The 21647-nt window shown below is 67.7% G+C and carries 21 protein-coding genes; 4 read left to right on the plus strand and 17 right to left on the minus strand.

All coding sequences use genetic code 11. From position 1 onward, the window contains the following. Positions 1 to 50 precede the first annotated feature (50 nt). Positions 51 to 890 (minus strand): shikimate dehydrogenase family protein, encoded by an 840-nt coding sequence (locus tag MRBLMD1_RS06090; RefSeq protein ID WP_364398214.1) that lies wholly within the window; start codon positions 888 to 890, stop codon positions 51 to 53. A gap of 135 nt (positions 891 to 1025) precedes the next feature. Here MRBLMD1_RS06090 and MRBLMD1_RS06095 point away from each other — a divergent pair, with 135 nt between their 5' ends. After that, positions 1026 to 2363, plus strand: a complete 1338-nt coding sequence (locus MRBLMD1_RS06095) for an MFS transporter (RefSeq protein ID WP_364398216.1) — start codon at positions 1026 to 1028, stop codon at positions 2361 to 2363. An 87-nt stretch (positions 2364 to 2450) separates the two neighbouring features. Here MRBLMD1_RS06095 and MRBLMD1_RS06100 read toward each other — a convergent pair whose 3' ends face one another. The 12 genes from MRBLMD1_RS06100 to MRBLMD1_RS06155 form a co-directional block, all read right to left on the minus strand. Continuing rightward, the gene (locus MRBLMD1_RS06100) at positions 2451 to 3263 is read right to left on the minus strand and encodes an IclR family transcriptional regulator domain-containing protein (RefSeq protein WP_224023797.1); all 813 of its coding nucleotides are present in this window, start codon (positions 3261 to 3263) and stop codon (positions 2451 to 2453) included. A 35-nt stretch (positions 3264 to 3298) separates the two neighbouring features. Next, entirely contained in the window at positions 3299 to 3985 is a 687-nt protein-coding gene (locus tag MRBLMD1_RS06105; protein ID WP_364398218.1) for a 3-oxoacid CoA-transferase subunit B, read from the minus strand. Position 3986: 1 nt separating this feature from the next. Continuing rightward, positions 3987 to 4676, minus strand: coding sequence for a 3-oxoacid CoA-transferase subunit A (locus MRBLMD1_RS06110; RefSeq protein WP_364398220.1), 690 nt, complete (start codon positions 4674 to 4676; stop codon positions 3987 to 3989). Continuing rightward, positions 4676 to 5890 carry a thiolase family protein gene (locus MRBLMD1_RS06115; RefSeq protein WP_364398222.1) on the minus strand — a complete coding sequence of 405 codons (1215 nt, stop codon included), beginning with the start codon at positions 5888 to 5890 and terminating at the stop codon, positions 4676 to 4678. Before MRBLMD1_RS06115 ends, MRBLMD1_RS06110 begins: the two co-directional genes overlap by 1 nt. Then, positions 5887 to 6327: a 4-carboxymuconolactone decarboxylase gene (gene pcaC / locus MRBLMD1_RS06120; RefSeq protein WP_159629579.1), complete on the minus strand. Its 441-nt coding sequence runs from the start codon at positions 6325 to 6327 to the stop codon at positions 5887 to 5889. Before pcaC ends, MRBLMD1_RS06115 begins: the two co-directional genes overlap by 4 nt. Next, on the minus strand, positions 6324 to 7142 hold the full coding sequence (locus MRBLMD1_RS06125) for an alpha/beta fold hydrolase (RefSeq protein WP_364398225.1): 819 nt from the start codon (positions 7140 to 7142) through the stop codon (positions 6324 to 6326). The genes pcaC and MRBLMD1_RS06125 overlap by 4 nt, the downstream gene beginning before the upstream one ends. Continuing rightward, positions 7135 to 8613, minus strand: coding sequence for a lyase family protein (locus tag MRBLMD1_RS06130; protein WP_364398227.1), 1479 nt, complete (start codon positions 8611 to 8613; stop codon positions 7135 to 7137). Before MRBLMD1_RS06130 ends, MRBLMD1_RS06125 begins: the two co-directional genes overlap by 8 nt. After that, entirely contained in the window at positions 8610 to 9167 is a 558-nt protein-coding gene (pcaG, locus tag MRBLMD1_RS06135) for a protocatechuate 3,4-dioxygenase subunit alpha (protein WP_159629573.1), read from the minus strand. Before pcaG ends, MRBLMD1_RS06130 begins: the two co-directional genes overlap by 4 nt. Before the next feature lie 5 nt (positions 9168 to 9172). Beyond that, the gene (gene pcaH, locus MRBLMD1_RS06140; protein WP_159629571.1) at positions 9173 to 10045 is read right to left on the minus strand and encodes a protocatechuate 3,4-dioxygenase subunit beta; all 873 of its coding nucleotides are present in this window, start codon (positions 10043 to 10045) and stop codon (positions 9173 to 9175) included. Positions 10046 to 10103: 58 nt separating this feature from the next. Further along, positions 10104 to 11975 (minus strand): bifunctional sugar phosphate isomerase/epimerase/4-hydroxyphenylpyruvate dioxygenase family protein, encoded by a 1872-nt coding sequence (locus MRBLMD1_RS06145; protein ID WP_364398230.1) that lies wholly within the window; start codon positions 11973 to 11975, stop codon positions 10104 to 10106. Beyond that, entirely contained in the window at positions 11975 to 12856 is an 882-nt protein-coding gene (locus MRBLMD1_RS06150; RefSeq protein ID WP_159629568.1) for a shikimate dehydrogenase, read from the minus strand. Before MRBLMD1_RS06150 ends, MRBLMD1_RS06145 begins: the two co-directional genes overlap by 1 nt. 156 nt (positions 12857 to 13012) lie before the next feature. Further along, positions 13013 to 13876: an IclR family transcriptional regulator gene (locus tag MRBLMD1_RS06155; RefSeq protein ID WP_201302370.1), complete on the minus strand. Its 864-nt coding sequence runs from the start codon at positions 13874 to 13876 to the stop codon at positions 13013 to 13015. A gap of 233 nt (positions 13877 to 14109) precedes the next feature. On the opposite strand from MRBLMD1_RS06155, the gene MRBLMD1_RS06160 reads away from it, so the two are divergent. Continuing rightward, entirely contained in the window at positions 14110 to 15429 is a 1320-nt protein-coding gene (locus MRBLMD1_RS06160; protein WP_159629566.1) for an MFS transporter, read from the plus strand. 119 nt (positions 15430 to 15548) lie between these two features. Here MRBLMD1_RS06160 and MRBLMD1_RS06165 read toward each other — a convergent pair whose 3' ends face one another. Then, a complete protein-coding gene (locus MRBLMD1_RS06165; RefSeq protein WP_364398233.1) occupies positions 15549 to 16634 on the minus strand; it encodes an ATP-dependent DNA ligase in 1086 nt (361 codons plus the stop codon). A gap of 52 nt (positions 16635 to 16686) precedes the next feature. Continuing rightward, a complete protein-coding gene (locus MRBLMD1_RS06170; RefSeq protein WP_364398235.1) occupies positions 16687 to 17610 on the minus strand; it encodes an AEC family transporter in 924 nt (307 codons plus the stop codon). Between the two features lie 152 nt (positions 17611 to 17762). On the opposite strand from MRBLMD1_RS06170, the gene MRBLMD1_RS06175 reads away from it, so the two are divergent. Both MRBLMD1_RS06175 and MRBLMD1_RS06180 read left to right on the plus strand, forming a co-directional pair. Beyond that, complete coding sequence (locus MRBLMD1_RS06175) at positions 17763 to 18989, plus strand: pyridoxal phosphate-dependent aminotransferase (RefSeq protein WP_159629560.1); 1227 nt, start codon at positions 17763 to 17765, stop codon at positions 18987 to 18989. A gap of 124 nt (positions 18990 to 19113) precedes the next feature. Further along, positions 19114 to 19350, plus strand: coding sequence for a hypothetical protein (locus MRBLMD1_RS06180; RefSeq protein WP_141158887.1), 237 nt, complete (start codon positions 19114 to 19116; stop codon positions 19348 to 19350). A 29-nt stretch (positions 19351 to 19379) separates the two neighbouring features. Here the strand turns inward: MRBLMD1_RS06180 and MRBLMD1_RS06185 are convergent, their stop codons facing one another. Together MRBLMD1_RS06185 and ligM are read right to left on the minus strand one after the other, a co-directional pair. Beyond that, entirely contained in the window at positions 19380 to 20216 is an 837-nt protein-coding gene (locus MRBLMD1_RS06185) for a DUF1932 domain-containing protein (protein ID WP_364398238.1), read from the minus strand. Next, entirely contained in the window at positions 20206 to 21618 is a 1413-nt protein-coding gene (gene ligM, locus MRBLMD1_RS06190; RefSeq protein WP_364398240.1) for a vanillate/3-O-methylgallate O-demethylase, read from the minus strand. Before ligM ends, MRBLMD1_RS06185 begins: the two co-directional genes overlap by 11 nt. Positions 21619 to 21647 lie beyond the last annotated feature (29 nt).

A 21647-nucleotide genomic window follows, 5' to 3' on the forward strand; every position in this document is an offset into this window, starting at 1 on the left:
CTGCCGGCCTGCGGTGCCTGTTCGATCTTATCGTCCGGCGCGTCCGCCTTTCAGTGCTTTACCCGGAGCTCTCCCAGGGTCTGCTCCAGCAGCTGGCAGGCCCGCCCGTCCAGGCCGAGGAGGGGCACCATGGCCACAGCCTGCTCACGGAGATGGTCCCACCCATCGATGCACCGGACCCCCAGCTCCTCGGCCCGCTCCACGCTGGCAGTGGCATGGCCGGCGTAGACGTAGTCGTAGAGCACAGCATCGGGAGCCAGCCGGGCGCCGCCCCAGACCGGACCGTCGGTGGCCTTTTTCCCGACAGGAGTCGCATTGACAATCAGGGACGCCCCGGGCGCCAGGTCCTGCGCCTCCTGCCAGGTGACGGCCCGGGCCTCGATGCCGAAGCCGTTGGCCAGGTGCAGCAGCTCCTCCGACGCGTGGGGATCGCGGTCCGCAATGGACACTCTTCCCACCTTGTCCTTGAGCGCGATCAAGGCCGCCCGGGCTGCTCCCCCGGCACCCAGCAACAGCGCGTGCCGCTGGTACCGGCCCTCCAGCAGGACGCCCACGGCGGTAACATCCGTGTTGTGCCCCGCCAGCCGGCCGTCCTGCCGTACCAGCAGGTTGCAGGCACCACTGAGCTGGACGGGCCCGGTGGCTTCATCAGCGGTTTCCGCCGCCCAATGCTTGTGCGGCATGGTCACGTTAGCCGCCACGATGTCCGGTTCCAGGAGCCTGCGCCGGACGGCGCCAAGATCGGCGTCCGGCGCCACGTCCCAGGCCTCATAGGTCCACCCGCTGCCGAGTTCCTGCAGGACCTGATTCCACAGGCCGGGGGACATGGCCTGTGAGGCGGCGGAACCGATCAGGACCAGCCGGGATGCGTGCCCGCGTCGTTCGGCCATGATGCACCTTTCTTTTTGCCGTTGTGATTGGCGTCACGGCCTAGTATCCTCTTTCTAGGCGCATTCCGCACACCTGTTCGCATTGCGTACAAATAATGACAGATCCCCACCTTCAGCGTGGAAGGGAACCCCACCATGACCCACATCGCAGCAGGAGCCCAGGCGCAGTCAACGCCTGAAGCACAACGCCAGCTCAAGCGCGCCCGGAAAGCCGCGCTGGCTGCCTTCCTTGGCGGCGCCCTGGAGTACTACGGCTTCTTCATCTATGCCACCGCCGCGTCGCTTGTGTTCTCGAAGATCTTCTTCCCGGCCGGCGATCCCACGGTGGCCCTCATCGCCTCCTTCGCGACGTTCGGCGTCGCCTACGTCGCACGGCCCTTCGGAGCTGTGGTGTTCGGTCATCTCGGTGACAAGATCGGCCGCAAGAACACCCTGGTGCTCACCCTGGTGCTCATGGGCAGTGCCACTTTCCTGATCGGCGCCCTGCCCGATTTCAACGCAGCCGGCTACTGGGCCCCGGCACTGCTGGTGGTGCTGCGCCTGATGCAGGGCCTGTCGGCCGGAGCGGAAACCGCAGGTGCTTCCGCGCTGTCCACGGAGGAAGCACCCGAAGGCCGCCGCGGCTTCTTCGCCAGCTTCGCCATGAGCGGCATCTCCGCCGGCATCGTCCTCGCGTCCCTGGCCTTCCTGCCCGTGGCCGCCATGAGCGAGGCGGACCGCCTCGCCTGGGGCTGGCGGATCCCGTTCTGGCTCTCCCTGGTGGTCCTGATCGTCGCCTACCTGGTCCGCCGCTCGCTGGAGGAGCCGGAGGTCTTTGAGGAAAAGCACGACCACGGGGAACTGGTGAAGCTCCCCTTCGCCAAGATGTTCCAGACGCACCCGGCCCAGTTCTTCCAGGTGGCGCTGATGTCCTTCGAGACCGTCACCAACACGTTCATGCAGTCCTTCGGCCTGGCCTATGCGGTGTCGGTGGGCGTCCCCGCCTCCACCATGCTCTGGGTCAGCATCCTGGGCAACGTGCTGGCGATCGCCAGCCAGCCCCTGATGGCACGCTGGTCCGACAGCTTTGGCCGGCGCCCCATCTTCATCAGCGGTGTGCTCGGTTCCGGCGCCATGATCTTTGTCTACTTCTGGGTGATCTCCACCGGAAACATCCCCATGATCTTCCTGACCAGTACGCTGATCACCGCCGGCACCTACTCCATGTCCAACGCAATCTACCCGGCCTGGTTCTCCGAGCTCTTCAACGTCAAGGTCCGGTACTCCGGCATGGCAATCGGACTCCAGGTCGGCATCCTGTGCGCCGGCTTCACCCCGCTGCTCGGCACCGCCCTGGTGGGTGCGGACAAGGCGAACTGGGGACCGGCAGCCTGGATCGTGGCAGGTTCCTCGATCCTCGCGGTGGCGGGCGCCTGGTGGGCGCGCGAAACTGCAAAGACCCCGCTCCGCGAGCTGGGCAACCACGTAAAGTAACGGCCTTCGCAGCCACACCGCAAAACTGAAGAGGACGACGGCGGGAAGCACCCGCCGTCGTCCTCTTCAGTTAAGCTCCGGATAAAGTCAGCCGCGGGCAGTGAGGTCCGCGGAGATGAGCTTGGCCGTGGCCACGATCTCCTGCGCCACCGAAGCCAGGTACGCCTGCGGGTCCGGCTTGGCCTCCACGGACTGGGCCTGCAGCGACACGTTCACCGCCGCCACCACCTTGGCCCCGTCATAGACCGGGGCGGCCACGGACATGAGGCCCAGCTCCAGCTCCTGGTCCAGGAGGCACCAGCCCTGCGCCCGGACGGTGTCCAGCACCTTCAGCAGTTCCGGGACGGTGCCCAGGGCGCGGGGCGTCAGCGGCTTGATTTCGGCCGCCGCCAGGTACGCCTTAAGGTCGGCCGGCGGCAGGTAGGCAAGCAGCACCCGGCCCATCGACGTCGCATACGCCGGGAACCGGGTACCCACCGTTATGCCGACGGTCATGATCCGGCGGCTGGTCACCCGCGCGATGTAGGCGATATCCGTGCCGTCCAGCACGGCCGCGGACGTGGATTCGCCCAGTTTGAGGGACAGCTCCTCCAGGTGCGGCTGCGCCAGTTGCGGCAGCGACAGCCCCGAAAGGTAGGCGTAGCCCAGCTGGAGGACCTTGGCCGTGAGCGCGAACGTCTTGCCGTCGGTGCGTACGTAGCCGAGCTCCACCAGGGTGTGCAGGAAACGGCGGGCCGTGGCCCGGGTCAGGTTGGTACGCGAGGCCACCTCGGTGAGCGTCATGACCGGGCGCTCGGCGTCGAAGGCGCGGATCACGGCCAGGCCCCGGGCCAGCGACTGGACGTACTGGTCGCTGGCCTGCGGGGCGGCCTGGGTATCTGTGCCTGCGGCGTCAATCATGGTTACCAATCCTAGGTGCGGTGACGGGCGCAGGCTCATCCGGCGGCGGGCGTGGCCTTCAGCGGGACGGGTACCAGGTCCTGGAGTTCCTCGAGGGTGCAGCCGAAGGTTTCACGGACGGTGACGCCGTCCGGGCCGGTGAGGAAGACGGCTTTGTCCGTGTAGACGCGGGTGACGCAGCCGACGCCGGTGATGGGGTAGGTGCAGGCGTCCACGATCTTCGAGGCGCCTTCACGGGTCAGGAGGGTCATCATGACGAAGACGTCCTTGGCGCCGGTGGCCAGGTCCATGGCACCGCCGACGGCGGGAATCGCCCCGGGTGCTCCGGTGTGCCAGTTGGCGAGGTCCCCGGTGGCGGAGACCTGGAAGGCGCCCAGGACGCAGATGTCCAGGTGCCCGCCGCGCATGATGGCGAACGAGTCGGCGTGGTGGAAGTAGGACGCGCCCGGGAGTTCGGTGACGGGGATCTTGCCGGCGTTGATCAGGTCCTCGTCAATCTGGTCGCCCTTGGCTTCGGGGCCCATGCCGAGCATCCCGTTCTCCGTGTGGAGGGTGATGCTCTGGTCCTCGGTGAGGTAGTTGGACACCAGGGTGGGCTGGCCGATGCCGAGGTTGACGAAGGACCCGGGGGCGATGTCCTTTGCCACGAGCCGGGCCAGGTCATCCCGGCCCAGGGGCGTCGCCGAGGTCTGGAGGGACTTTTCGTTGGACTGCACGCTCATGTCAGGCCGCCTTTCCTGCTGTGCTGCCGCTGCCGGCAACCTTGACGATGCTGTTGACGTAGATGCCCGGGGTGACCACGTTCTCCGGGTCCAGCGCCCCGGTGGGCACGATCCCGGAGACCTGGACGATGGTGTGCTTCGCGGCCGCTGCCATGATGGGGCCAAAGTTCCGGGCGGTCTTGCGGTAGACGAGGTTGCCCTTGCCGTCAGCCTTCAGGGCCTTGATGAGGGCGACGTCGGCGTGGATGGGGGTTTCGAACACGTGGCCGCGGCCGTCGATGATCCGGGTTTCCTTGCCCTCGGCGAGCATGGTGCCGTAGCCGGTGGGGGTGAAGAACCCGCCGATGCCGGCCCCTGCGGCGCGGATGCGTTCGGCGAGGTTGCCCTGCGGGACGAGTTCGAGTTCGATTTCGCCGGCCTTGTACTTGGCGTCGAAGTGCCAGGAATCGGACTGCCGCGGGAAGGAGCAGATCATCTTCTTCACCCGGCCTTCCTTGATCAGCAGGGCCAGGCCCTGGTCTCCCTGGCCGGCGTTGTTGTTCACCACGGTCAGGTCCGTGGCGCCGCAGTCCAGCAGCGCGTCGATCAGTTCGAACGGCTGGCCGGCGTTGCCGAACCCGCCGATCATCACGGTGGAGCCGTCCTTGATGCCGGCGACGGCGTCCTGGACCGAATCTACGAAGGTCAGCATTACTGGTCCTTTCCAGTGTTGGTTCCGGCGGCGGTCATGTTTTCGAGCACGACGGCCAGGCCCTGGCCCACGCCGATGCAGATGGCAGCGACACCCCAGCGTTCGCCGGAGGCCTGCAGGGACCGGGCCAGGGTGCCCAGGATCCGGGTCCCGGAAGCACCCAGCGGGTGCCCCATGGCAATCGCCCCGCCGTGCCGGTTCACGATCGAGTGGTCGACGCCCCAGGCGTTGATGCAGGCCAGGGACTGCGCGGCGAACGCTTCGTTAAGTTCGACAGCGCCCACCTGCTCCCAGCCGATCCCCGCCTTTTCGAGGGCCTTGTTCGCCGCCTCGACCGGGGCGTAGCCGAAGTACTGGGGATCGTTGGCGTGCGCGCCACGCCCGGCGATACGCGCCAGCGGGTCCAGGCCCAGCAGCCCCGCGGCCGCCTCGGACCCGATCCAGGCCGCGGAGGCGCCGTCGGACAGCGGGGACGCGTTCCCCGCGGTGACCGTGCCGTTCTCCGCCCGGAAGACCGTCTTGAGGCCGGCGAGCTTCTCCGCCGAAGAACCCGCCCGGATGCCCTCGTCGCGCACCAGGTCCGTGCCCGGGACCGGGGCGACCAGGTTGTCGTAGAAGCCCTCGTCCCAGGCGGCTGCGGACAGGTTGTGCGAGGCGGCGGCGAACTCATCCTGCGCCTCGCGGCTCACACCGTACTTCTCGCGGAGCCGCTCGGTGGCCTCGCCCAGGGAGATCGTCCATTCCTTCGGCATCGCCTTGTTCACCAGGCGCCAGCCCAGCGTGGTAGACGCCAGGGTCATGTCCCCGGCCGGGTACGGCTTCTCCGTCTTCGGCAGCACCCAGGGCGCACGGGACATCGACTCGGCGCCACCGACCAACATCAGGTCGGCGTCCCCGGCGTTGATCTGGCGGGAGGCAATAATGGCCGCATCCAGGGAGGAACCGCAGAGCCGGTTCACCGTGGTGCCCGGGATGGACACCGGAAGACCGGCCAGCAGCGTGCCCATCCGGGCGATGTTGCGGTTCTCCTCACCCGCCCCGTTCGCGTTGCCGAACACCACCTCATCAATCCGCTCGACATCAAGTCCCGGAGCCCGCTTGACGGATTCCTTGATCACGTGCGCGGCAAGGTCGTCCGGACGGACGGCGGCGAGGCCGGAGCCGAACTTGCCAAAGGGGGTGCGCACAGCGTCGTACACAAAAGCCTGGTTCATCGGGTGGTGTCCATTTCTCGAAAGACCTGTTGGGCGGTCTTGAAGGCGGTGTTGGCGGAGGGGACTCCGCAGTAGATGGCGGTCTGCAGCAGGATTTCCTTGATCTCATCCCTGCTGAGGCCGTTCCGGAGGGCGGCGCGGATGTGCATGGCCAGCTCCTCCCAGTGGCCGTGCGCCACCATGGCGGTGATGGTGACCGCGGAGCGCATCTGGCGGGTCAGGCCGGGCCGGGTCCAGATTCCGCCCCAGGCAATGCGGGTGATCATGTCCTGGAAGTCGTCGGTGAATTCGTCCTTGTTGGCGTTGGCCCGGTCCACGTGCGCGTCGCCCAGCACCTCGCGCCTGACCACCATGCCGCCGTCGTAGATTTCCTGGCTGGTGGCGCCGGGCTGGACCACGCCGTGGCGCTGCGCCCCGTCGTGTTCAGCGCCGCTCACTGGGCGGCCTGCCGTGATTCGGCCCGGCTGGCCAGGCTGCGCATCAGGTCCGCAACGTGTGCCGGAGCTTCGGCGGGTGCCAGGTGGGAGATGCCCTCCACGGTCACCGCCGTCGCGGTTCCGCCCCCGGCGGTGATTCCCGCTGCCACTTCCTCGGCCATGGCGGGCGTGGCGACGCCGTCCAGGGACCCGGCGATGACCTGGGTGGGGACGGTGATGCTGCCCAGCTCCTGCCGGACGTCGAATGCGGCCAGCGCCTCGCAGCAGAAGGCATAGCTGAACCGGTCGGCGTCGCGCAGGGCGTGCAGCAGGCGGCTGCTGAAATCGGGTTCCCGGTCCATGAAGCCCGGCGCGAACCAGCGCTCCGCGGACCCCTGGATCATGACCGGCGTGCCCTGGGTGCGGACGGTCTCGGCGCGCTCCAGCCACCCTTCGGGGGTGCCGATCTTGGCGCCGCTGTTCTGCACGGAAAGGCTCTTCAGCCGTTCCCCGTGCTTGATGCCCAGCTGAAGGCCGACGGCGCCGCCCAGGGAGACTCCTGCGCAGTGGAAGTTTTCACCGGGGGCGATGGAGTCCACCAGGTCCACGACGGCGTCAGCGAGCGCGGCGACGTCGAACGCTTCGGTGGCGGCGGGTGAGACGCCGTGGCCGGGAAGGTCCCAGGCCACCACGTCGTAGTCGTTGCCGAGCAGGGACGCCACCCTGTTCCACAGGATCGACGAGGTGCCCAGGGAGGGCCCCACCACCATCAAGGGGTGGTCGCCCAGGGGACGTTGCGGGGACAGCAGTACTGCTTTCAAGGCCGGCTTAGCCACGGGAGGCTCCATTCGCGTCGGTGGTAGGGGAAGTGAATTCGGGAAAGGCGGCCAGGACGCGGCGGGCGATCTCCGCCGCCTGGCCCAGGTAGCTGGCGGGGTCCAGGAGCTCCTCCAGCCGGGCGTCAGGGACGACGGCGGCGGGGACGGCGTCCCGGAACAGCTTGCGGTAGGTGGCGGCTTGCTCCGGAGGGGGCGCCTGCAGCGTCTGGTCCACCACGTCCTGCAGCTGCTGCTTGCCGCTGAGTCCGTCCCTTTCCTCAAGCAGGGGGGCCACCGCGGCGCTGACGCCCTCAGCCAGCAGCAGCGGGCCGGACAGGTCAAGGTTGCGGCGCATGGCGTCCGGGAAAACCTGCAGCCCCCCGGCGAGTTCGCGGATGTGGCCCGCGGCGCCGAGGGCCAGGGCCAGCAGCTGGCGCAGGGCCGGCCATTCGGTGTGCCAGGCGCCGTCCGGGCGTTCGTCGTTGAAGTTGGCGGCGGCCACGTGCAGCTGGGCGGCCAGCTGTGGTGCCTGCAGCGCGGCGCTGCGGACCAGGACGGACAGCACCGGGTTCTGCTTCTGCGGCATGGCGGAGGAGACGCCGCGCCCGGCCGCCCGCGGTTCGGCGACTTCAGCCACCTCGGGCCGGCTCAGGAACAGGACGTCGGCGGCGATCTTTCCGAAGGCGTCCAGCACGGATGCCAGCGCATGGCCCAGGGATGTGATGGCCAGGCGGTTGGTATGCCAGGGAGCCGCGGCCGGGGCCAGGCCCAGCTGGGCCGCCAGGGCGTCGGCCAGGGTAAACGGCGTGGCCTGGGAGCCATCCGTCAGCACGGTTCCGGCGGCGAGGGTCCCCGCCGCCCCGCCGAACTGGACCGGGAACTCCAGGTTTTCCAGTTGCCGCCCCGCGGCGGCCACGCCCTGGAACCACTGCGCGGCCCGCAGCCCGAAGGTGTAAGGCAGCGAATGCTGTGTCAGGCTCCTGCCCACGCACAGCGTGTCCGCATACTGCCCGGCAAGGTGCGCGAGCGCCGTCGTGGTGCCTTTCAGGTCCGCCAGCACCGCGTGGACGGTATTGCGGGCCAGCAGCATCAGGGCAGTGTCCAGCACGTCCTGGCTGGTCAGGGAGGTGTGCACGGCCTTCGCGGCACCAACCCCGGCGGCATCGAGGGCCGCCACGTTCTTCCGGAGGTCCGCCAGCAGCGGGATCACCGGGTTGCCGCCGCCCTGGGCGCGCAGCGCAATACCGGCCAGGTCGTAGCGCCCCGCCTCGGCGGCGGAAGCGACGACGGCGGCCGAACCGGCGGGTGCCAGCCCGGCCCGTTGCAGCACGGCGGCCCAGCCGGCTTCGACGGCGAGGATGGCCGCCAGCACTGCCCGGTCCCCCGTCAGCGCCGCCACCAACGGCGACGCTGAGACGGGGGTGAGCAGGCCGGCGTCGGCCTCTTCCGCGAAGGCGCGCAGGTCTCCCAAAGCGGCGGCGTGGGTCACTGGAAGTCCAGGAAGACCGTCTCGCCCTCACCCTGGAGGCGGATGTCCCAGGTGAGGCCGCCGTCGGGGTCGCGGCGGGCGATGAGCGTCTCGCGGCGCTCCGGCTCCAGCGAGCTCAGCAGCGGGTCATTGGCCAGTGCCTCGGTGTCCTCCGGCAGGTAGATGCGGGTGAACAGCCGGTTGGTCAGGCCGCGGGCGAAGAGTGCCACGGAAATGAACGGGGCCGCACCCGGCTTGGTGGGGCCGGGGTTGACGGTGGTGAAGGTGAAGACGCCGGAGTTGCCCACGGCGCCGCGGCCCCAGCCGGTGAAGGTGTAGCCGTCCCGGACCAGGGAACCGGTGCGCTGGACAACCTTGCCGTCCGCGTCGGGCTGCCAGATTTCCAGGATGGCGTCCGGGATGGTGTGGCCGGCGCCGTCGTAGACGGTGCCCTGCAGGCGGATGGAGCCCGGGAAGCCGGGGGGCAGGAGTTCGTTGTCCTTCTCGAACGGGAGCGCGTAGCCGTAGAACGGGCCCACGGTCTGGCCGGGGGTGGGTACCAGTTTGGTGCTCATCTTTCCTACTCCTCGTCGCCTGCGGCGCCGAGCGCCTCGTTTTCGGTCCAGGTCCGCTTGGGACCGGTCAGGACGATGTCCCAGTTGTAGCCCAGGGCCCATTCGGGTTCGGTGATGCTGTGGTCATAGGTGGCCACCAGCCGGTCGCGGGCGTCCTGGTCCACGATGGTCTGGTAGATCGGGTCCAGCGGGAACAGCTGGTCGCCGGGGAAGTACATCTGGGTGATGATCCGCTGGGTGAATTCGGTGCCGAACAGCGAGAAGTGGATGTGCGCCGGCCGCCACGCGTTCAGGTGGTTCTTCCACGGGTAGGCGCCGGGCTTGATGGTGATGAACCGGTACGAGCCGTCCGGGCCGGTGATGCAGCGGCCGATGCCCGTGAAGTTGGGGTCGATGGGCGCGGGGTGCTGGTCACGCTTGTGGATGTAGCGGCCGGAGGAGTTGGCCTGCCAGATTTCCACGAGCTGTCCCGCCACCGGGCGGCCGTCGCCGTCCAGGACCTTGCCGGAGACGATGATCCGTTCGCCCAGCGGTTCGCCGTTGTGCTGGATGGTGAGGTCCGATTCCAGGGCGTGCACGTCCTGGTGCCCGAACGCCGGCGAATACAGCTCGATGGTTTCCGGGTCCGCGTGCTGCAGGCTCTTGGTGGGGTGGCGCAGGATGCTGCTGCGGTACGGCGGGTAGTCCAGGCGCGGCTGGATCTCCGGCTGGCCGCCGTCCTTGAGGGCGCGCCGGTAAGCCTCGCCGATGGCGCTGATCTCTGCGCTGAGGTCCGCCTGCGACTCGATGGCCTTGTCCAGGGGCTGGTGGGCAGCCTTGGGTTCGGCCGGGGGCACGAGCTCCTCCGACTCCAGCTCGGCGTTGATGTCTTCCTTCACGGCTGGCTCCTTTCTGATCTGTTGGGTTTGTTGCGTCTGGGTACTGGGTGGTGCGGGTTTAGGTGGTGCGGTGCAGCGAGTCGTACTGGACCGCATGCCGCACCGGGGCGTTCGGGGCGCCGTAGCCGTCGTAGCCGCCGCGGCGTTCGACCATTTCGAAGAACACGCTGCCCACGGTGGCGGTGTAGAAGTGCAGGAACTCGCCCTCGGCATCCCGGTCGAACAGCAGGTTGAGTTCCTGCAGCGTGGCCAGGAATCCCGGTTCCAGGTCGAACCGCGCGTCCAGGTCCTCGTAGTAATTGGCCGGGATCTGCAGGAATTCCAGGCCGCGGTCCCGGGCGGCCCGGGCGGTGGCCACCAAGTCCTCCACGGCGAAGGCGATGTGTTCCTGATAGGTCTTGCGGGCCTGGTTCCGTGCCTGCTGGATGGGTGCCAGGTTGAGCACGAGCCGCACGGCGCCGTCGGAGGTCTGCATGACCTGGGACCGGACCAGGCCGTTGGGGCTGGGCACCTCGGCGAACGGCTGGGGCTCCAGGGCCAGGGCGCTGGTGTAGAAGAGGACAGCCTCGTCAAAGTGCTGCCACGGCTGGGCCAGGTTGACGTGGTCGATGACCGCCCTGGCTCCTGCCGACGGGTGTTCCAGCCCTTCCCCGAATTCGTGCGTCCACGCCGCGGTTCCGTCCGGGCTGCCCTGGCAGAGGAAGATCTCGGTGGAGTCCGGCGCGGCGCTGCCCTGGAACACTTCCTCGTCCGCCTGGACCTTGCGGGCCACCACGGGGGCCTTGAGCTGCTGGGCGCGGGCGGAGGCGATCACGGGGGAATCAACGTCGAACCCCAGCGCGGCAATGGCCGGTTCCGCATGCTGCGCGGCCTGCTCGTTGATGATGACCCGGGCCTGCCCCATGGTCCACAGCTGGACGTCCTTGGTGCGGTGGCGGCCTTCGAACTGGAACCCGAGCTGGCCCAGGAGCTTCTCCAGCTGGGCGGTATCGTCCGCCTTGACCTCGGCAAAGTTGAAGCCGGCAGGTTCGTTGACCTTGGGCAGCGTGGCAAGTTCCATGGGATAACGACGGCGGAGCGCGGCTGCGTTGCCGGGCGCGGCTTCGGTGCCGGCGAGCCATTTGGCACTTTGCTCCTCCAGCCAGATCAGGGACCGCATGGCATCCACCGCGGTGCGCTCGACGTCCGACTGGCGGAAGACGTCGTTGAAGACCTCCAGCGACACGGGTCCGGTGTAGCCGGCGCGGACCACGTGGCCCATGAACTTGGCCAGCTCGAACTGCCCCTCGCCCGGGAAGACGCGGTAATGGCGGCTCCAGGACAGGACGTCCATGGAGAGCTTGGGGGCGTCCGCCACCTGGACGAAGAAGATCTTGTCCGGGTTGATGTCCTCGATCGGCGCCGTGTCCCAGTCGCGGGACAGGATGTGGAAGGAGTCCAGGCAGGTTCCCAGGTTGGGGTGGTCCACCATCTCCACCAGGCGGTAGGCGTGCTCGTAGTCGTTGACGTACTTGCCCCAGGCCAGGGCCTCATAGGCCACCTTGACGCCGTGGTCCCCCGCCAGGTTTGCGAGCTGTGCCAGTTGTTCGGCGCGGACGGCGTCGTCGTCAATGGTGGCGGTGGCAACGTTGGAGCACACCAGGATGGTGTCCATGCCCAGGCGGGCCATGAGCTTGAACTTGGCCTCGGCGCGGCGGAGGTTGGCCTTCAGCAGGTCCGGGGTGACGCCGTCGAAGTCGCGGAAGGGCTGGTACAGGTCCAGGCCGAGCCCCAGGTCCGCTGCCATCTTCCGCACGTCTTCGGGGCTGAGCGGTGAGGTGACCAGGTCCTGCTCGAAGATTTCGATGCCGTCAAAGCCGGCGATGGCGCAGGCCTGCATCTTTTCCTTCAGGGTGCCGGAGAGGCAGACCGTGGCGATTCCTGTGCGCATCAGGCGGCCACCTCCTCGGCGGCCACGAGCTCCAGGAAGTGCGAGCGCATGCGCTCCGGGTCGGCGTCCAGGCCGGTGAAGATCCGGAACGCGTCGGCGGCCTGGCCCACTGCCATCCTGCCGCCATCCAGGACCTCACAGCCCTTGGCGCGGGCGCCGCGGACCAGTTCGGTGTCGATCGGGCGGTAGACGATGTCCGCCACCCAGTGCCGGGGCTCGAGCAGGTCAAGGTCCAGCGGGACGCCGGGGTGGGCTGCCATTCCAACGGGAGTGCAGTGCACCAGGCCATCGGCCAGCGGCATCAGCTGCGGCAGCTCCGCCGTGGTGCGGGCCGTGACGGTGCTGTCCGGGAAAAAGCCCTGCAGCTCGGCAGCCCGTGCGGTGGCCCTGGCGGGGTCCATGTCCACCAGGTCCAGGGATTTGACGCCTGCGCTGAGCAGGGCATAGGCGACGGCGGACCCGGCACCGCCCGCGCCGAGCTGCACCACGCGGTCCAGCCGGGCGCCGGGAAGGCCGGAGGCGAGGGCGGCGGCGAAGCCGGAGAAGTCGGTGTTGTGGCCGATGAAGCGGCCGTCCCGGATGACCACGGTGTTGACGGCACCGAGGCGGCGCGCGTCCGGGCTGACCTCATCCAGGTGCTGCAGGACCAGCTGCTTGCAGGGATGGGTGATGTTCAGGCCGTTGAAGCCCAGGATGCGGGCACTGTCCAGGATGGCGCCCACCGATTCCCCGGTCAGCCCCAGTTCCAGCAGGTCGATGGGACGGTACAGGTAGCGCAGGCCCTGCACGTCACCTTCCCGTTCGTGCATGGGCGGCGTGAGCGATGGCGTAACGCCATCACCAACCAGCCCTACAAGGTAGGACTCAGTTCGATTGCTCATGCGTGCAGCTCCTTTGGTACGGCACCGGGCAGGCGCGGAACTCGGCCGCGCTGCGGGGTGATAGGGATTACGGTACAACAAATGTTCACTTATCGCACTATTGTTCTTCATGCGAACAACGGTGTCGCCCCGGGGACGGTTGCTGGCCCCTTGGTGCTATCGCTGCGGCAGCCTGGCCGCCAGTTCGGCGGCGGCTTCCTGGAGCAGGGGAACGTGCGCCACCAGCCCCTCAAGGTCCAGCCGGAAGACCGGCACGGCAGTTGCCAGCGAGGCGAAGGCGTGCCCCTGGTCGTTGAGCAGCGGCACGGCCACGGCACGCATCCCCGCCTCGTTCTCCTCGTCCATGACGGCGTAACCCTGCCGGCGGACCTTTTCGATCTCAGCCCGGAAAGCGCGGCGGTCCGTCACGGACTTGTCAGTCAGCGCCTCCAGCGGGAGCTCCGCCAGTAGCTTCTCCCGTTCCGCATCCTCGGCAAAAGCCACCAGGGCCTTGCCCACGGCGGTGGTCGAGAGCGAGCCGAGGTGGCCGGGGTCACTGGTCACGCGGAAGGTCTGCGGCCCGTCCACCTTGCTGACGGTCAGGTGGTGCAGGCCGTCGCGGACGCTGAGGATGGTGGCCTCGCCGGTCTGCTCGGTGACACGGCGGAGAATGGGCATGGCCGTACCCGCGAAGCCATGGTGGTTGGAGACGCGCTGCCCCAGCTGGAAGATCCGCAGGCCCAGGTGGTAGCGGCGGCCGTCCGGCTCGTAGTCGACAAAGCCGTCGCGGGTCAGGGAGCCCAGCAGGCGGTAGGTGGTACTGAAGGGAAGTTCGGCGCGGCGGGAAATTTCTGCGGCACTGGCACCGCGGGGTTCATCACCCAGGAGGACCAGCAGCCCCAGGGCCTTGCCCACCATGTCCGTGCGGTCGGCGGGACGGGCGCCCACTTTGCCTTCCGGCGGCATGGCATTCACGGGCTCTCCGGCGCGGGCGGCGGCAGCGGATTCTTCATTGACCGCTGTGGTTTGGTTCACACTCATGCATTCGATGTTGCCACAATGTGAGAGCTATTTCTAGATGGTGATTATTTTCTTGACAGGTGACTGCCCTCACAGTCATAGTTTCTGTATCGCAAAAGTAGCTCCCACCATGTGGCTACAACTGCCGGGTCTTTGCACCGGACTCCAGCCGCATCCCCCGCCCGCACCAAGGCATCGGCGGCTGCGACCCCCCAGATCCATCCGCGACAATGTCGTCACACCAAAGGAACACCATGAGCAAGACACTTCCGTCCGCAGGGGCGGGTGCCCTCACCTCCGCCGGGACACCCAAGAAGGCCGCCCTCGCCAGCTTCCTGGGCAGCGCCGTCGAATACTATGACTTCTTCATCTTCGGCTCGGCCGCAGCACTGATCTTCCCCACTGTCTTCTTCCCCAACGCCGATGCCAACGCCGCCATCATGTCCTTCGCAACCTTCGGGTTCGCGTACGTGGCACGTCCCATCGGCGCCATCATCCTGGGCCACTTCGGCGACCGGGTGGGCCGGCAGAAAGTCCTGATGTTCACCCTGGTGCTCATGGGTGCTTCCACCTTCGTCATCGGCTGCCTGCCCGACTTCCGTACGGTCGGCTGGTGGGCTCCGGCGCTGCTGGTGCTGGCCCGCCTCTGCCAGGGCCTCTCCGCGGCAGGCGAGCAGGCCGGCGCCTCCTCCATGACCCTGGAGCATGCCCCGGACAACCGCCGCTCCTTCTTCACCTCCTGGACCCTCACCGGCACCCAGGGCGGCCAGATCCTCGCAGCCCTGGTGTTCATCCCCGTCCTGGCCCTGCCGGACGAGATCAAGTTCGGCATCGGCTGGCGCATCCCGTTCTGGCTGAGCGCCGCGGTGGTTGTGGTGGCGTTCCTCATCCGCCGCACCCTGCACGAGCCGCCCGCCTTTGAGGAAGCCCGGAAGAACGCACAGATCGCCAAGCTGCCCGTGGCAGACCTGCTCAAGGGCCACTGGCGCGACGTGCTCCGCGTGATCTGCTGCGCCTTCATCGCCGCCGTCTCCACCGTCTTCGGCACCCTGGCCATCAGCTACGCCAAGACCGTTGCCGGCGTGGACGGCACCACCACCCTGTGGCTGGTGGTTGCCGCCAACATCGTGGCACTGGGCACCCAGCCGCTCTTCGGAATGCTGGCCGACAAGATCGGCCGCAAGCCCGTCTTTATCTACGGCGCCCTGGCCAGCGCGGTCCTCACCCCCGTCTTCCTGCTGAGCCTGGAGTCCCACAGCGTCCCGCTGATGTTCCTGGCCGCCATCGGCTACTTCTCGTGCGGCTACGCGGCGGCCAACGCCGTCTGGCCTTCCTTCTACGCCGAAATGTTCAGCACCAAGGTCCGGTTCTCCGGCCTGGCCATCGGAACCCAGCTGGGCTTCCTTATGGCAGGGTTCGCGCCCGCCATCGTGGCTGCCATGGGCGGCATCAAGCCCGGCGGCTGGGTCCAGATCAGCATCTTCACAGCCATCATCTGCGCGGTGGCCGCTGTCTCGGCCCTGACCGCAAAGGAATCCTTCCGGACCCCCACCAAGCAGCTCGGCCTGAAGTAGGCCGTCCGCCGCGTACAGACTGGCCCGGTTTTCAGGCCGGAGAGCCCGCCATTCCCCCACATGGCGGGCTCTCCGGCGTTAAAACTGGGCCAGTCCGTTAAGACTGGGCCAGTCTCCGGCTACCGCCCTGTCTCCAGCACCGAGGCGAGGTCGAAGTTCACCGGCTCCTCCAGCTGCGCGTAGGTGCAGGATTCCGGGTCCCGGTCCGGCCGCCAGCGGTTGAACTGGGCAGTGTGGCGGAACCGGTCACCCTCCATGTGGTCGTAGCGGACCTCCACCACCAGTTCGGGCCGGAGCGGAACGAAGGACAGGTCCTTGCCGGCGCTCCAGCGGCTCCCCTCCGCGTTCCGCGGGGTCCGTTCGCCTTCTTCCTGCTTGGCCCAGGCCCAGGGGTGGTTGTCGAAATCGGTCACCAGCGGCTGGAGTTCCTGGAACAACTCCCGCCGCCGCTTCATCGGGAAGGCGCCGATGACTCCCACGCTGGCCAGGCCGCCGTCGTCCTTGTACAGCCCAAGCAGCAGCGAGCCGATGGCGTCCGGCCCGCTCTTGTGCAGGCGATAGCCGGCCACCACGCAGTCCGCGGTGCGCTCGTGCTTGACCTTGAACATCACCCGCTTGTCGGGTTCGTACCGGCCGTCCAGCCGCTTGGCCACGATGCCGTCCAGCCCGGCCCCCTCGAACTGCTCGAACCAGTGCCCGGCCGTGTCCTTGTCCGTGGTGGCCGCGGTGAGGTGCACTGGTGCCTTGCTCGTGGCGAGCGCCTTCTCCAGCGCAGCGCGCCGCTCAGCAAAGGGCCTGCCGGTGTAGTCCTCATCGCCGAGGGCCAGGAGGTCAAAGGCCACAAAGCTTGCCGGGGTTTGTTCCGCCAGGAGCTTCACGCGGCTGGCGGCAGGGTGGATGCGCTGCTGCAGGGTGTCGAAGTCGAGCCTGTCCCCGGACGCCCCCACGAGGATGATCTCGCCGTCCACCACGCAGCGCGGGGGCAGGTTCTCCTTGAGCGCGGCCACGAGTTCCGGGAAGTACCGCGTCATGGGTTTTTCGTTGCGGCTGCCGATCTCCAGGTCATCGCCGTCACGGAAAATGATCGACCGGAAGCCGTCCCACTTGGGTTCGTAGCTGAGGTCCCCGCCGCCGGGAATACCGTGGATGCCGCTGACGGCCTTGGCAAGCATGGGCGGGACGGGCGGCATCACGGGAAGTTCCATGTGCCCATTCTTGCCCGGCCGGTGGCCCGGGCGGTAGGGCGGCGCGCCCGCTTTAGGCCGCCAGCAGCCACACGACCAGCACCAGCACCGGCGCAGCGGCGGCCGTGGAGAGCAGGATGGTTTCGCGCGCCACGGCCACGCCCCGCCCATACTTGCTGGCGAACAGGAACACGTTCTGGGCCGAGGGCAACGCTGCCATGAGCACCACGCCCAGGAGCATGTGGTGGTCCAGGTTGAACAGGAAACGTCCGACGACGAACGCCACCGCCGGCATCACAGCGGACTTCAGTGCCGTGGCAGTGAGGATTTCGGCCGTGTGGCCGCCGCTCCGGAACATCCTGGTTCCGCGCAGCGACATGCCGAAAGCCAGCAGCACCACCGGGACAGCAGCACCGCCCAGCAGGGTGAGCGGCGCCATCACCGGGGCGGGCAGCTCCACGTGGAACGCCGCCAGGACCACACCCAGGAGCGAGGCGATGATCATCGGGTTGCGGAAGGGCTGCGTGAGCATCAGCCGGGGCGAGAACCGGCCGGCTTCGCTGAGGTCAAGAAGAGTCAGGACCAGCGGGGCGAACAGGAGGAGCTGGACCAGCAGGACCGGGGCCACCGGGGTTGCATCCCCCAGGGCATAGAGCGTGATGGGGATGCCGATGTTGTTGGCGTTGACGTAGGAGCCGGCCATGGCACCCACTGCGGTCTCAGCCAGGGGCCGCCGGAACCAGATCCGGCTGGCGGCCACGTATAACAGCGCGGTGGCCGTCGCCGTAATCATGGCTAGCGGAACGTAAGCGGAAAAGACCACGGACAGGTCCGATTTCAACACCACCGTGAACAGCAGGACCGGGTTGGTGATGAAGAAGGCCGTGCGGGTCAGTGCGTTGATGGTGGGTTCATCGCCCAGGCCGCAGCGCGCGGCAACGTATCCGGCGGCAATGACGACGCCGATCACCGCCAGTCCGATCAGCACACCGCCCACGTGGGGTACTTCCTTCCCGTTCCGCCGTGCACCACCGCAGGAAGGCAGTACTACAAGTTCACAACTTATCGAATAAGGTGCGTTGTGCCAGCAGGCGTCCACGGAGTGGCCTCCCCCGCCGCCCGCCGTCGTGCTTTATGAAAAGATCAACCATGCGCGCCATGCAACACTCCAGCAAACTCCGGAACGTCCGCTACGAACTTCGCGGGCCGATCCTTGAGGCCGCCAAGAACATGGAGGCCGAAGGGCACCGGATCCTCAAGATGAACCTTGGGGACACCGCGCCTTTTGGGCTGGAAGCGCCCGAGTCCGTGGTGGTGGACATGATCCACCACCTTCGCGGCGCCCAGGGCTACAGCGATTCAAAGGGCATCTTCACGGCCCGGACCGCCATCTCGCAGTATTACCAGACCCGAGGCCTGATGAACATCGGGGTCGAGGACATCGTCATCGGCAACGGCGTCAGCGAACTGATCTCCATGTGCCTGCAGGCCTTCATGGAGAACGGCGACGAAATCCTGGTCCCGGCACCCGACTACCCCCTGTGGACGGCCGCCGTGACCCTGACCGGCGGCAAGCCCGTCCACTACGTCTGCGACGAGGCGGAGAACTGGTGGCCGGACATGGCCGATGTGGAAGCGAAGATCACCAACCGCACCAAGGGCATCGTGATCATCAATCCGAACAACCCCACGGGCGCCGTCTACCCCCGGCACATCCTGGAACAGTTCGCCGGGCTGGCCCGGAAGCACAACCTGGTCCTGTTCTCCGACGAGATCTACGAGAAAGTGCTCTACGACGGCGCCACGCACATCCACACCGCCGCGGTGGCCGAGGACGTGTGCTGCCTGACCTTCAGCGGCTTGTCCAAGGCCTACCGGATGCCCGGCTACCGGGCCGGATGGGTGGCCATTACCGGCCCGCTGGCTGCCACCGCCGCCTACCGTGAAGCGTTGGAACTGCTCGCGTCGCTGCGCCTGTGCGCCAACGTTCCCGCCCAGCACGCCATCCAGACCTGCCTCGGCGGCTACCAAAGCATCGACGCGCTGGTGAAGCCGGGGGGCCGGCTGCGCGAGCAGCGGGACCTTGCCCACAAACTGCTCACGGCCATTCCCGGCGTCACCTGCGTCCCGGCGTCGGGCGCCATGTACCTGTTCCCGCGCCTGGACCCGGAGCTGTACCCGATCGAGAGCGACGAGAAATTCGTCCTGGACCTGCTGCGGGACCAAAAGATCCTGGTCTCCCACGGCTCGGCCTTTAACTGGCCTGCGCCGGACCACTTCCGCTTTGTCATCCTTCCCTCGGTGCTGGACATCGAGGAAGCCGTCCGGAGGATTTCCACGTTCCTGGCGGCTTACCGGAGCGGGGCCGTGGCCTGAAACCGCGGCGGCGCGAAGAACTAACCGGGCCCTAACCGCGGGGAAACCGGTACGCAACATTCCAGGCCCACACTTGGTAGTGCAGGCAAGAGCCGGCACCAGCTCCAGCCAGGAGGCCCCAGCGATGTTGAAGAAAGCGACCACGCATGTAACACGAGTCCGCGCCCTGGACCAGCTCCACCGCGGCGATGAAATCGAAGCCCGCCTGTCGGTGGGGCCCTCCTACGACGACGTGGTGATCCGCCGCGGCAGCGTGCAGGAAACAGCACCCGGCATCGGTGTGGTCTGGATCCTGGACCGCATCAGTGGCGTGCGCAAAGCAATCAATACGGACGAGTGCAGCGTCTGGCGGGTTGCATAGCAAGTCCGGGAAGACGGTTGCGGGCGTAGTCAGGAAGGACTGTCCGCAACCTGGTCCTCCTCCGGCTCCTGCTGCCGGAGTGCGAGCGAATGCAGCCACTCGATGCTGGCGTCCGTTACCGGATGGGCGGTCCCGAGCGACTCCAGGAAGTCCCGCACCTCAACCATTTCTGCCTCCCTGCGGACGGCATGCAGCCGCGTGCCCTCAAGCATCCGTGCCACCAGCGCATCGCCTGACGGGCCAAGTTCCGCTGCAATCTGGCTGATGACCCAGTCTTTTGCCCCTGCCGCCTCGGCGGCCGTGACTGACTCCAGGACAGTGGCGGCCAGCCCCTTCATGAAGACGCTGCGGAGCAGCTTCCGGCCGGCCGCCGCTCCCGCTTCGCTTCCGGCGTTGGTGGCCGGGATGCCCCATCCGGTGAAGAGGGCCACCAACGCGTCCGCCCCCGTGCCGCTGACCAGCAGGGGCGAACTGATCCGGCCCCGCGGAACGGGCGCCAGGACGGCGACATCGGCGAAAAGGATGCCGCTCCCGGCCGCCCGTTCCGCGAGCCGCCGCTTTTGGTCCGGTCCGGTGGTGTTGAGGTCCGCGAAGATGGCCGCCGGGTCCATCGCGGCCAGCGCCTCGTCAAGGACGGATTCGGCGGCGCGGGCTCCCACCAGGCTGATCACCAGGCCGGCGCCCGCCACTGCGTCACTGATGCCAGGGGCCCGCAGCACCCCGGGCGGGACTGCGTCGACAGCAGGGTCCGTTCCCGTCACCCGCAATCCACGGGCGGCCAGGTCCTGGGCGTAGATGCTCCCGGCTTCCCCCAGGCCCAGGACGGCAACAGGCCGGCCGGCCGTTCCCGCCGGACTACCGTGCACCGGCGGCCGCGGTCCGCCAGCCGCCGTGGTATTCGGTGCGGGCGGTGACCGCGTAGGGCGCCGGGCTGACAACCGCCCGGACACTGATCTGTTCATGCGGTTCCACGGTGGTCTTGCGGGAGCCGCCGTCGGGTTCGCCCCAGACAACCCGCACTTCGGTACCGATCTCCACGTTGGGGTCCACCGTGGCCAGCGAGAGGCCCCGGCGTTCATTGGCCGTCACGCCGGTGAAGAGCGACAGTCCCACCCCCGTCCCGTCCGCGTCGATGACGGAGTCGTAGTTGGACGACCCGTAGTTGGCGTTGGGGACGTCGAAGAACTGGTAGCCGGGCTTGTCGCGGTCCAGGAACGACGCCCAGATGGTGGCCAGGTCCTCATCGTTCCAGGCGAGGGTGACCTTTTTCCGCTGGGCAGCAGGATCGACCTTCTGGAGGGCGTCCCGCCCAATGAAGTCGTGGTCGAATTTGACGAATGAGCCGTAGCCCAGTTCCCAGGGGGTCAGGTAGTAGTCCTCGATGTTGCCGGAGACGAACGAGCCGGCGAGCGCGTTGACCGCTTCATAGCTGGTGGCCGGCAGCCATTCACGGTAGGCGCGCTCGGCGTCGCTGCTGTAGATGGCCGGCAGCGGCGAGGGGATCCAGCCCGATTCGAGCGTGTTCGAGGAGTAGGCACGAGACCCGCACGGTTCCAGCCCGAACTCAGCCCCGGCCTCGAGCACGGCATCCCGGATTTTTCCGTGCTGTTCGTAGGGTCCCCAGATTTCCAGCCCCGGGGCTCCCGCCATGCCGTGGCGCAGCGTGCGGACCTGCTCCCCGGCGATGGCCAGGTGCCCCATGTGGAAGAACTTCACCTGCTCCAGGGTCCCGCCGTTGAGCTTTTCGATGATCTGCCAGGCGCTGGGGCCCTGGATCTGGAAGCGGTAGTACTTCCGGCTGACAGCCTGGCCGTAGGGGCGTGATGGCGACCTGTCATCGTAGGTGCATTCGACGTCGTATCCGCCGGTTGCGGCATGGAACTGGAGCCAGTTGGCGGCCGGCGCGCGGCCAACGTAGACAAATTCCTGCTCTTCCAGGTGGAACAGGATGCCGTCGCCGATCACCCCGCCGTTGGAGGCCGTGGGCACGAACTGCTTGGCCGTGTTGACCGGGAAGTTGGCGAAGCTGTTGATGCCCGTGTCCGAGAAAAGCTTCAGCGCATCGGGGCCCTTCACGAAGAAGTTGACCATGTGGTGGGACTGGTCGTAGAGCACCGCCGTTTCACGCCATGCGCGCTGCTCGCGCCGCCAGTTGGTGAACTCGGCGGGAACCACCGGATAGATGTAGGTGCCAAGTTGGGAATTGCGCAGCAGTTCGACGGTGCTGCCCGCCGCATCGAGCACGTCCTGCAGGGATTTCGGGGCCATGGGATGTTCTCCTTCGGTTCAGGGGTGGC

Origin of the sequence: Pseudarthrobacter sp. LMD1-1-1.1 (genome assembly GCF_040676255.1) — a bacterium.
GTDB lineage: Bacteria > Actinomycetota > Actinomycetes > Actinomycetales > Micrococcaceae > Arthrobacter.

Bases quoted from the DNA above. Each gene is read 5' to 3' on its own strand.
- MRBLMD1_RS06090 (WP_364398214.1), bottom strand. From the start codon at position 890: ATGGCCGAACGACGCGGGCACGCATCCCGGCTGGTCCTGATCGGTTCC.
- MRBLMD1_RS06095 (WP_364398216.1), top strand. From the start codon at position 1,026: ATGACCCACATCGCAGCAGGAGCCCAGGCGCAGTCAACGCCTGAAGCA.
- MRBLMD1_RS06100 (WP_224023797.1), bottom strand. From the start codon at position 3,263: ATGATTGACGCCGCAGGCACAGATACCCAGGCCGCCCCGCAGGCCAGC.
- MRBLMD1_RS06105 (WP_364398218.1), bottom strand. From the start codon at position 3,985: ATGAGCGTGCAGTCCAACGAAAAGTCCCTCCAGACCTCGGCGACGCCC.
- MRBLMD1_RS06110 (WP_364398220.1), bottom strand. From the start codon at position 4,676: ATGCTGACCTTCGTAGATTCGGTCCAGGACGCCGTCGCCGGCATCAAG.
- MRBLMD1_RS06115 (WP_364398222.1), bottom strand. From the start codon at position 5,890: ATGAACCAGGCTTTTGTGTACGACGCTGTGCGCACCCCCTTTGGCAAG.
- pcaG (WP_159629573.1), bottom strand. From the start codon at position 9,167: ATGAGCACCAAACTGGTACCCACCCCCGGCCAGACCGTGGGCCCGTTC.
- MRBLMD1_RS06145 (WP_364398230.1), bottom strand. From the start codon at position 11,975: ATGCGCACAGGAATCGCCACGGTCTGCCTCTCCGGCACCCTGAAGGAA.
- MRBLMD1_RS06150 (WP_159629568.1), bottom strand. From the start codon at position 12,856: ATGAGCAATCGAACTGAGTCCTACCTTGTAGGGCTGGTTGGTGATGGC.
- MRBLMD1_RS06155 (WP_201302370.1), bottom strand. From the start codon at position 13,876: ATGAGTGTGAACCAAACCACAGCGGTCAATGAAGAATCCGCTGCCGCC.
- MRBLMD1_RS06160 (WP_159629566.1), top strand. From the start codon at position 14,110: ATGAGCAAGACACTTCCGTCCGCAGGGGCGGGTGCCCTCACCTCCGCC.
- MRBLMD1_RS06165 (WP_364398233.1), bottom strand. From the start codon at position 16,634: ATGGAACTTCCCGTGATGCCGCCCGTCCCGCCCATGCTTGCCAAGGCC.
- MRBLMD1_RS06175 (WP_159629560.1), top strand. From the start codon at position 17,763: ATGCGCGCCATGCAACACTCCAGCAAACTCCGGAACGTCCGCTACGAA.
- MRBLMD1_RS06180 (WP_141158887.1), top strand. From the start codon at position 19,114: ATGTTGAAGAAAGCGACCACGCATGTAACACGAGTCCGCGCCCTGGAC.
- ligM (WP_364398240.1), bottom strand. From the start codon at position 21,618: ATGGCCCCGAAATCCCTGCAGGACGTGCTCGATGCGGCGGGCAGCACC.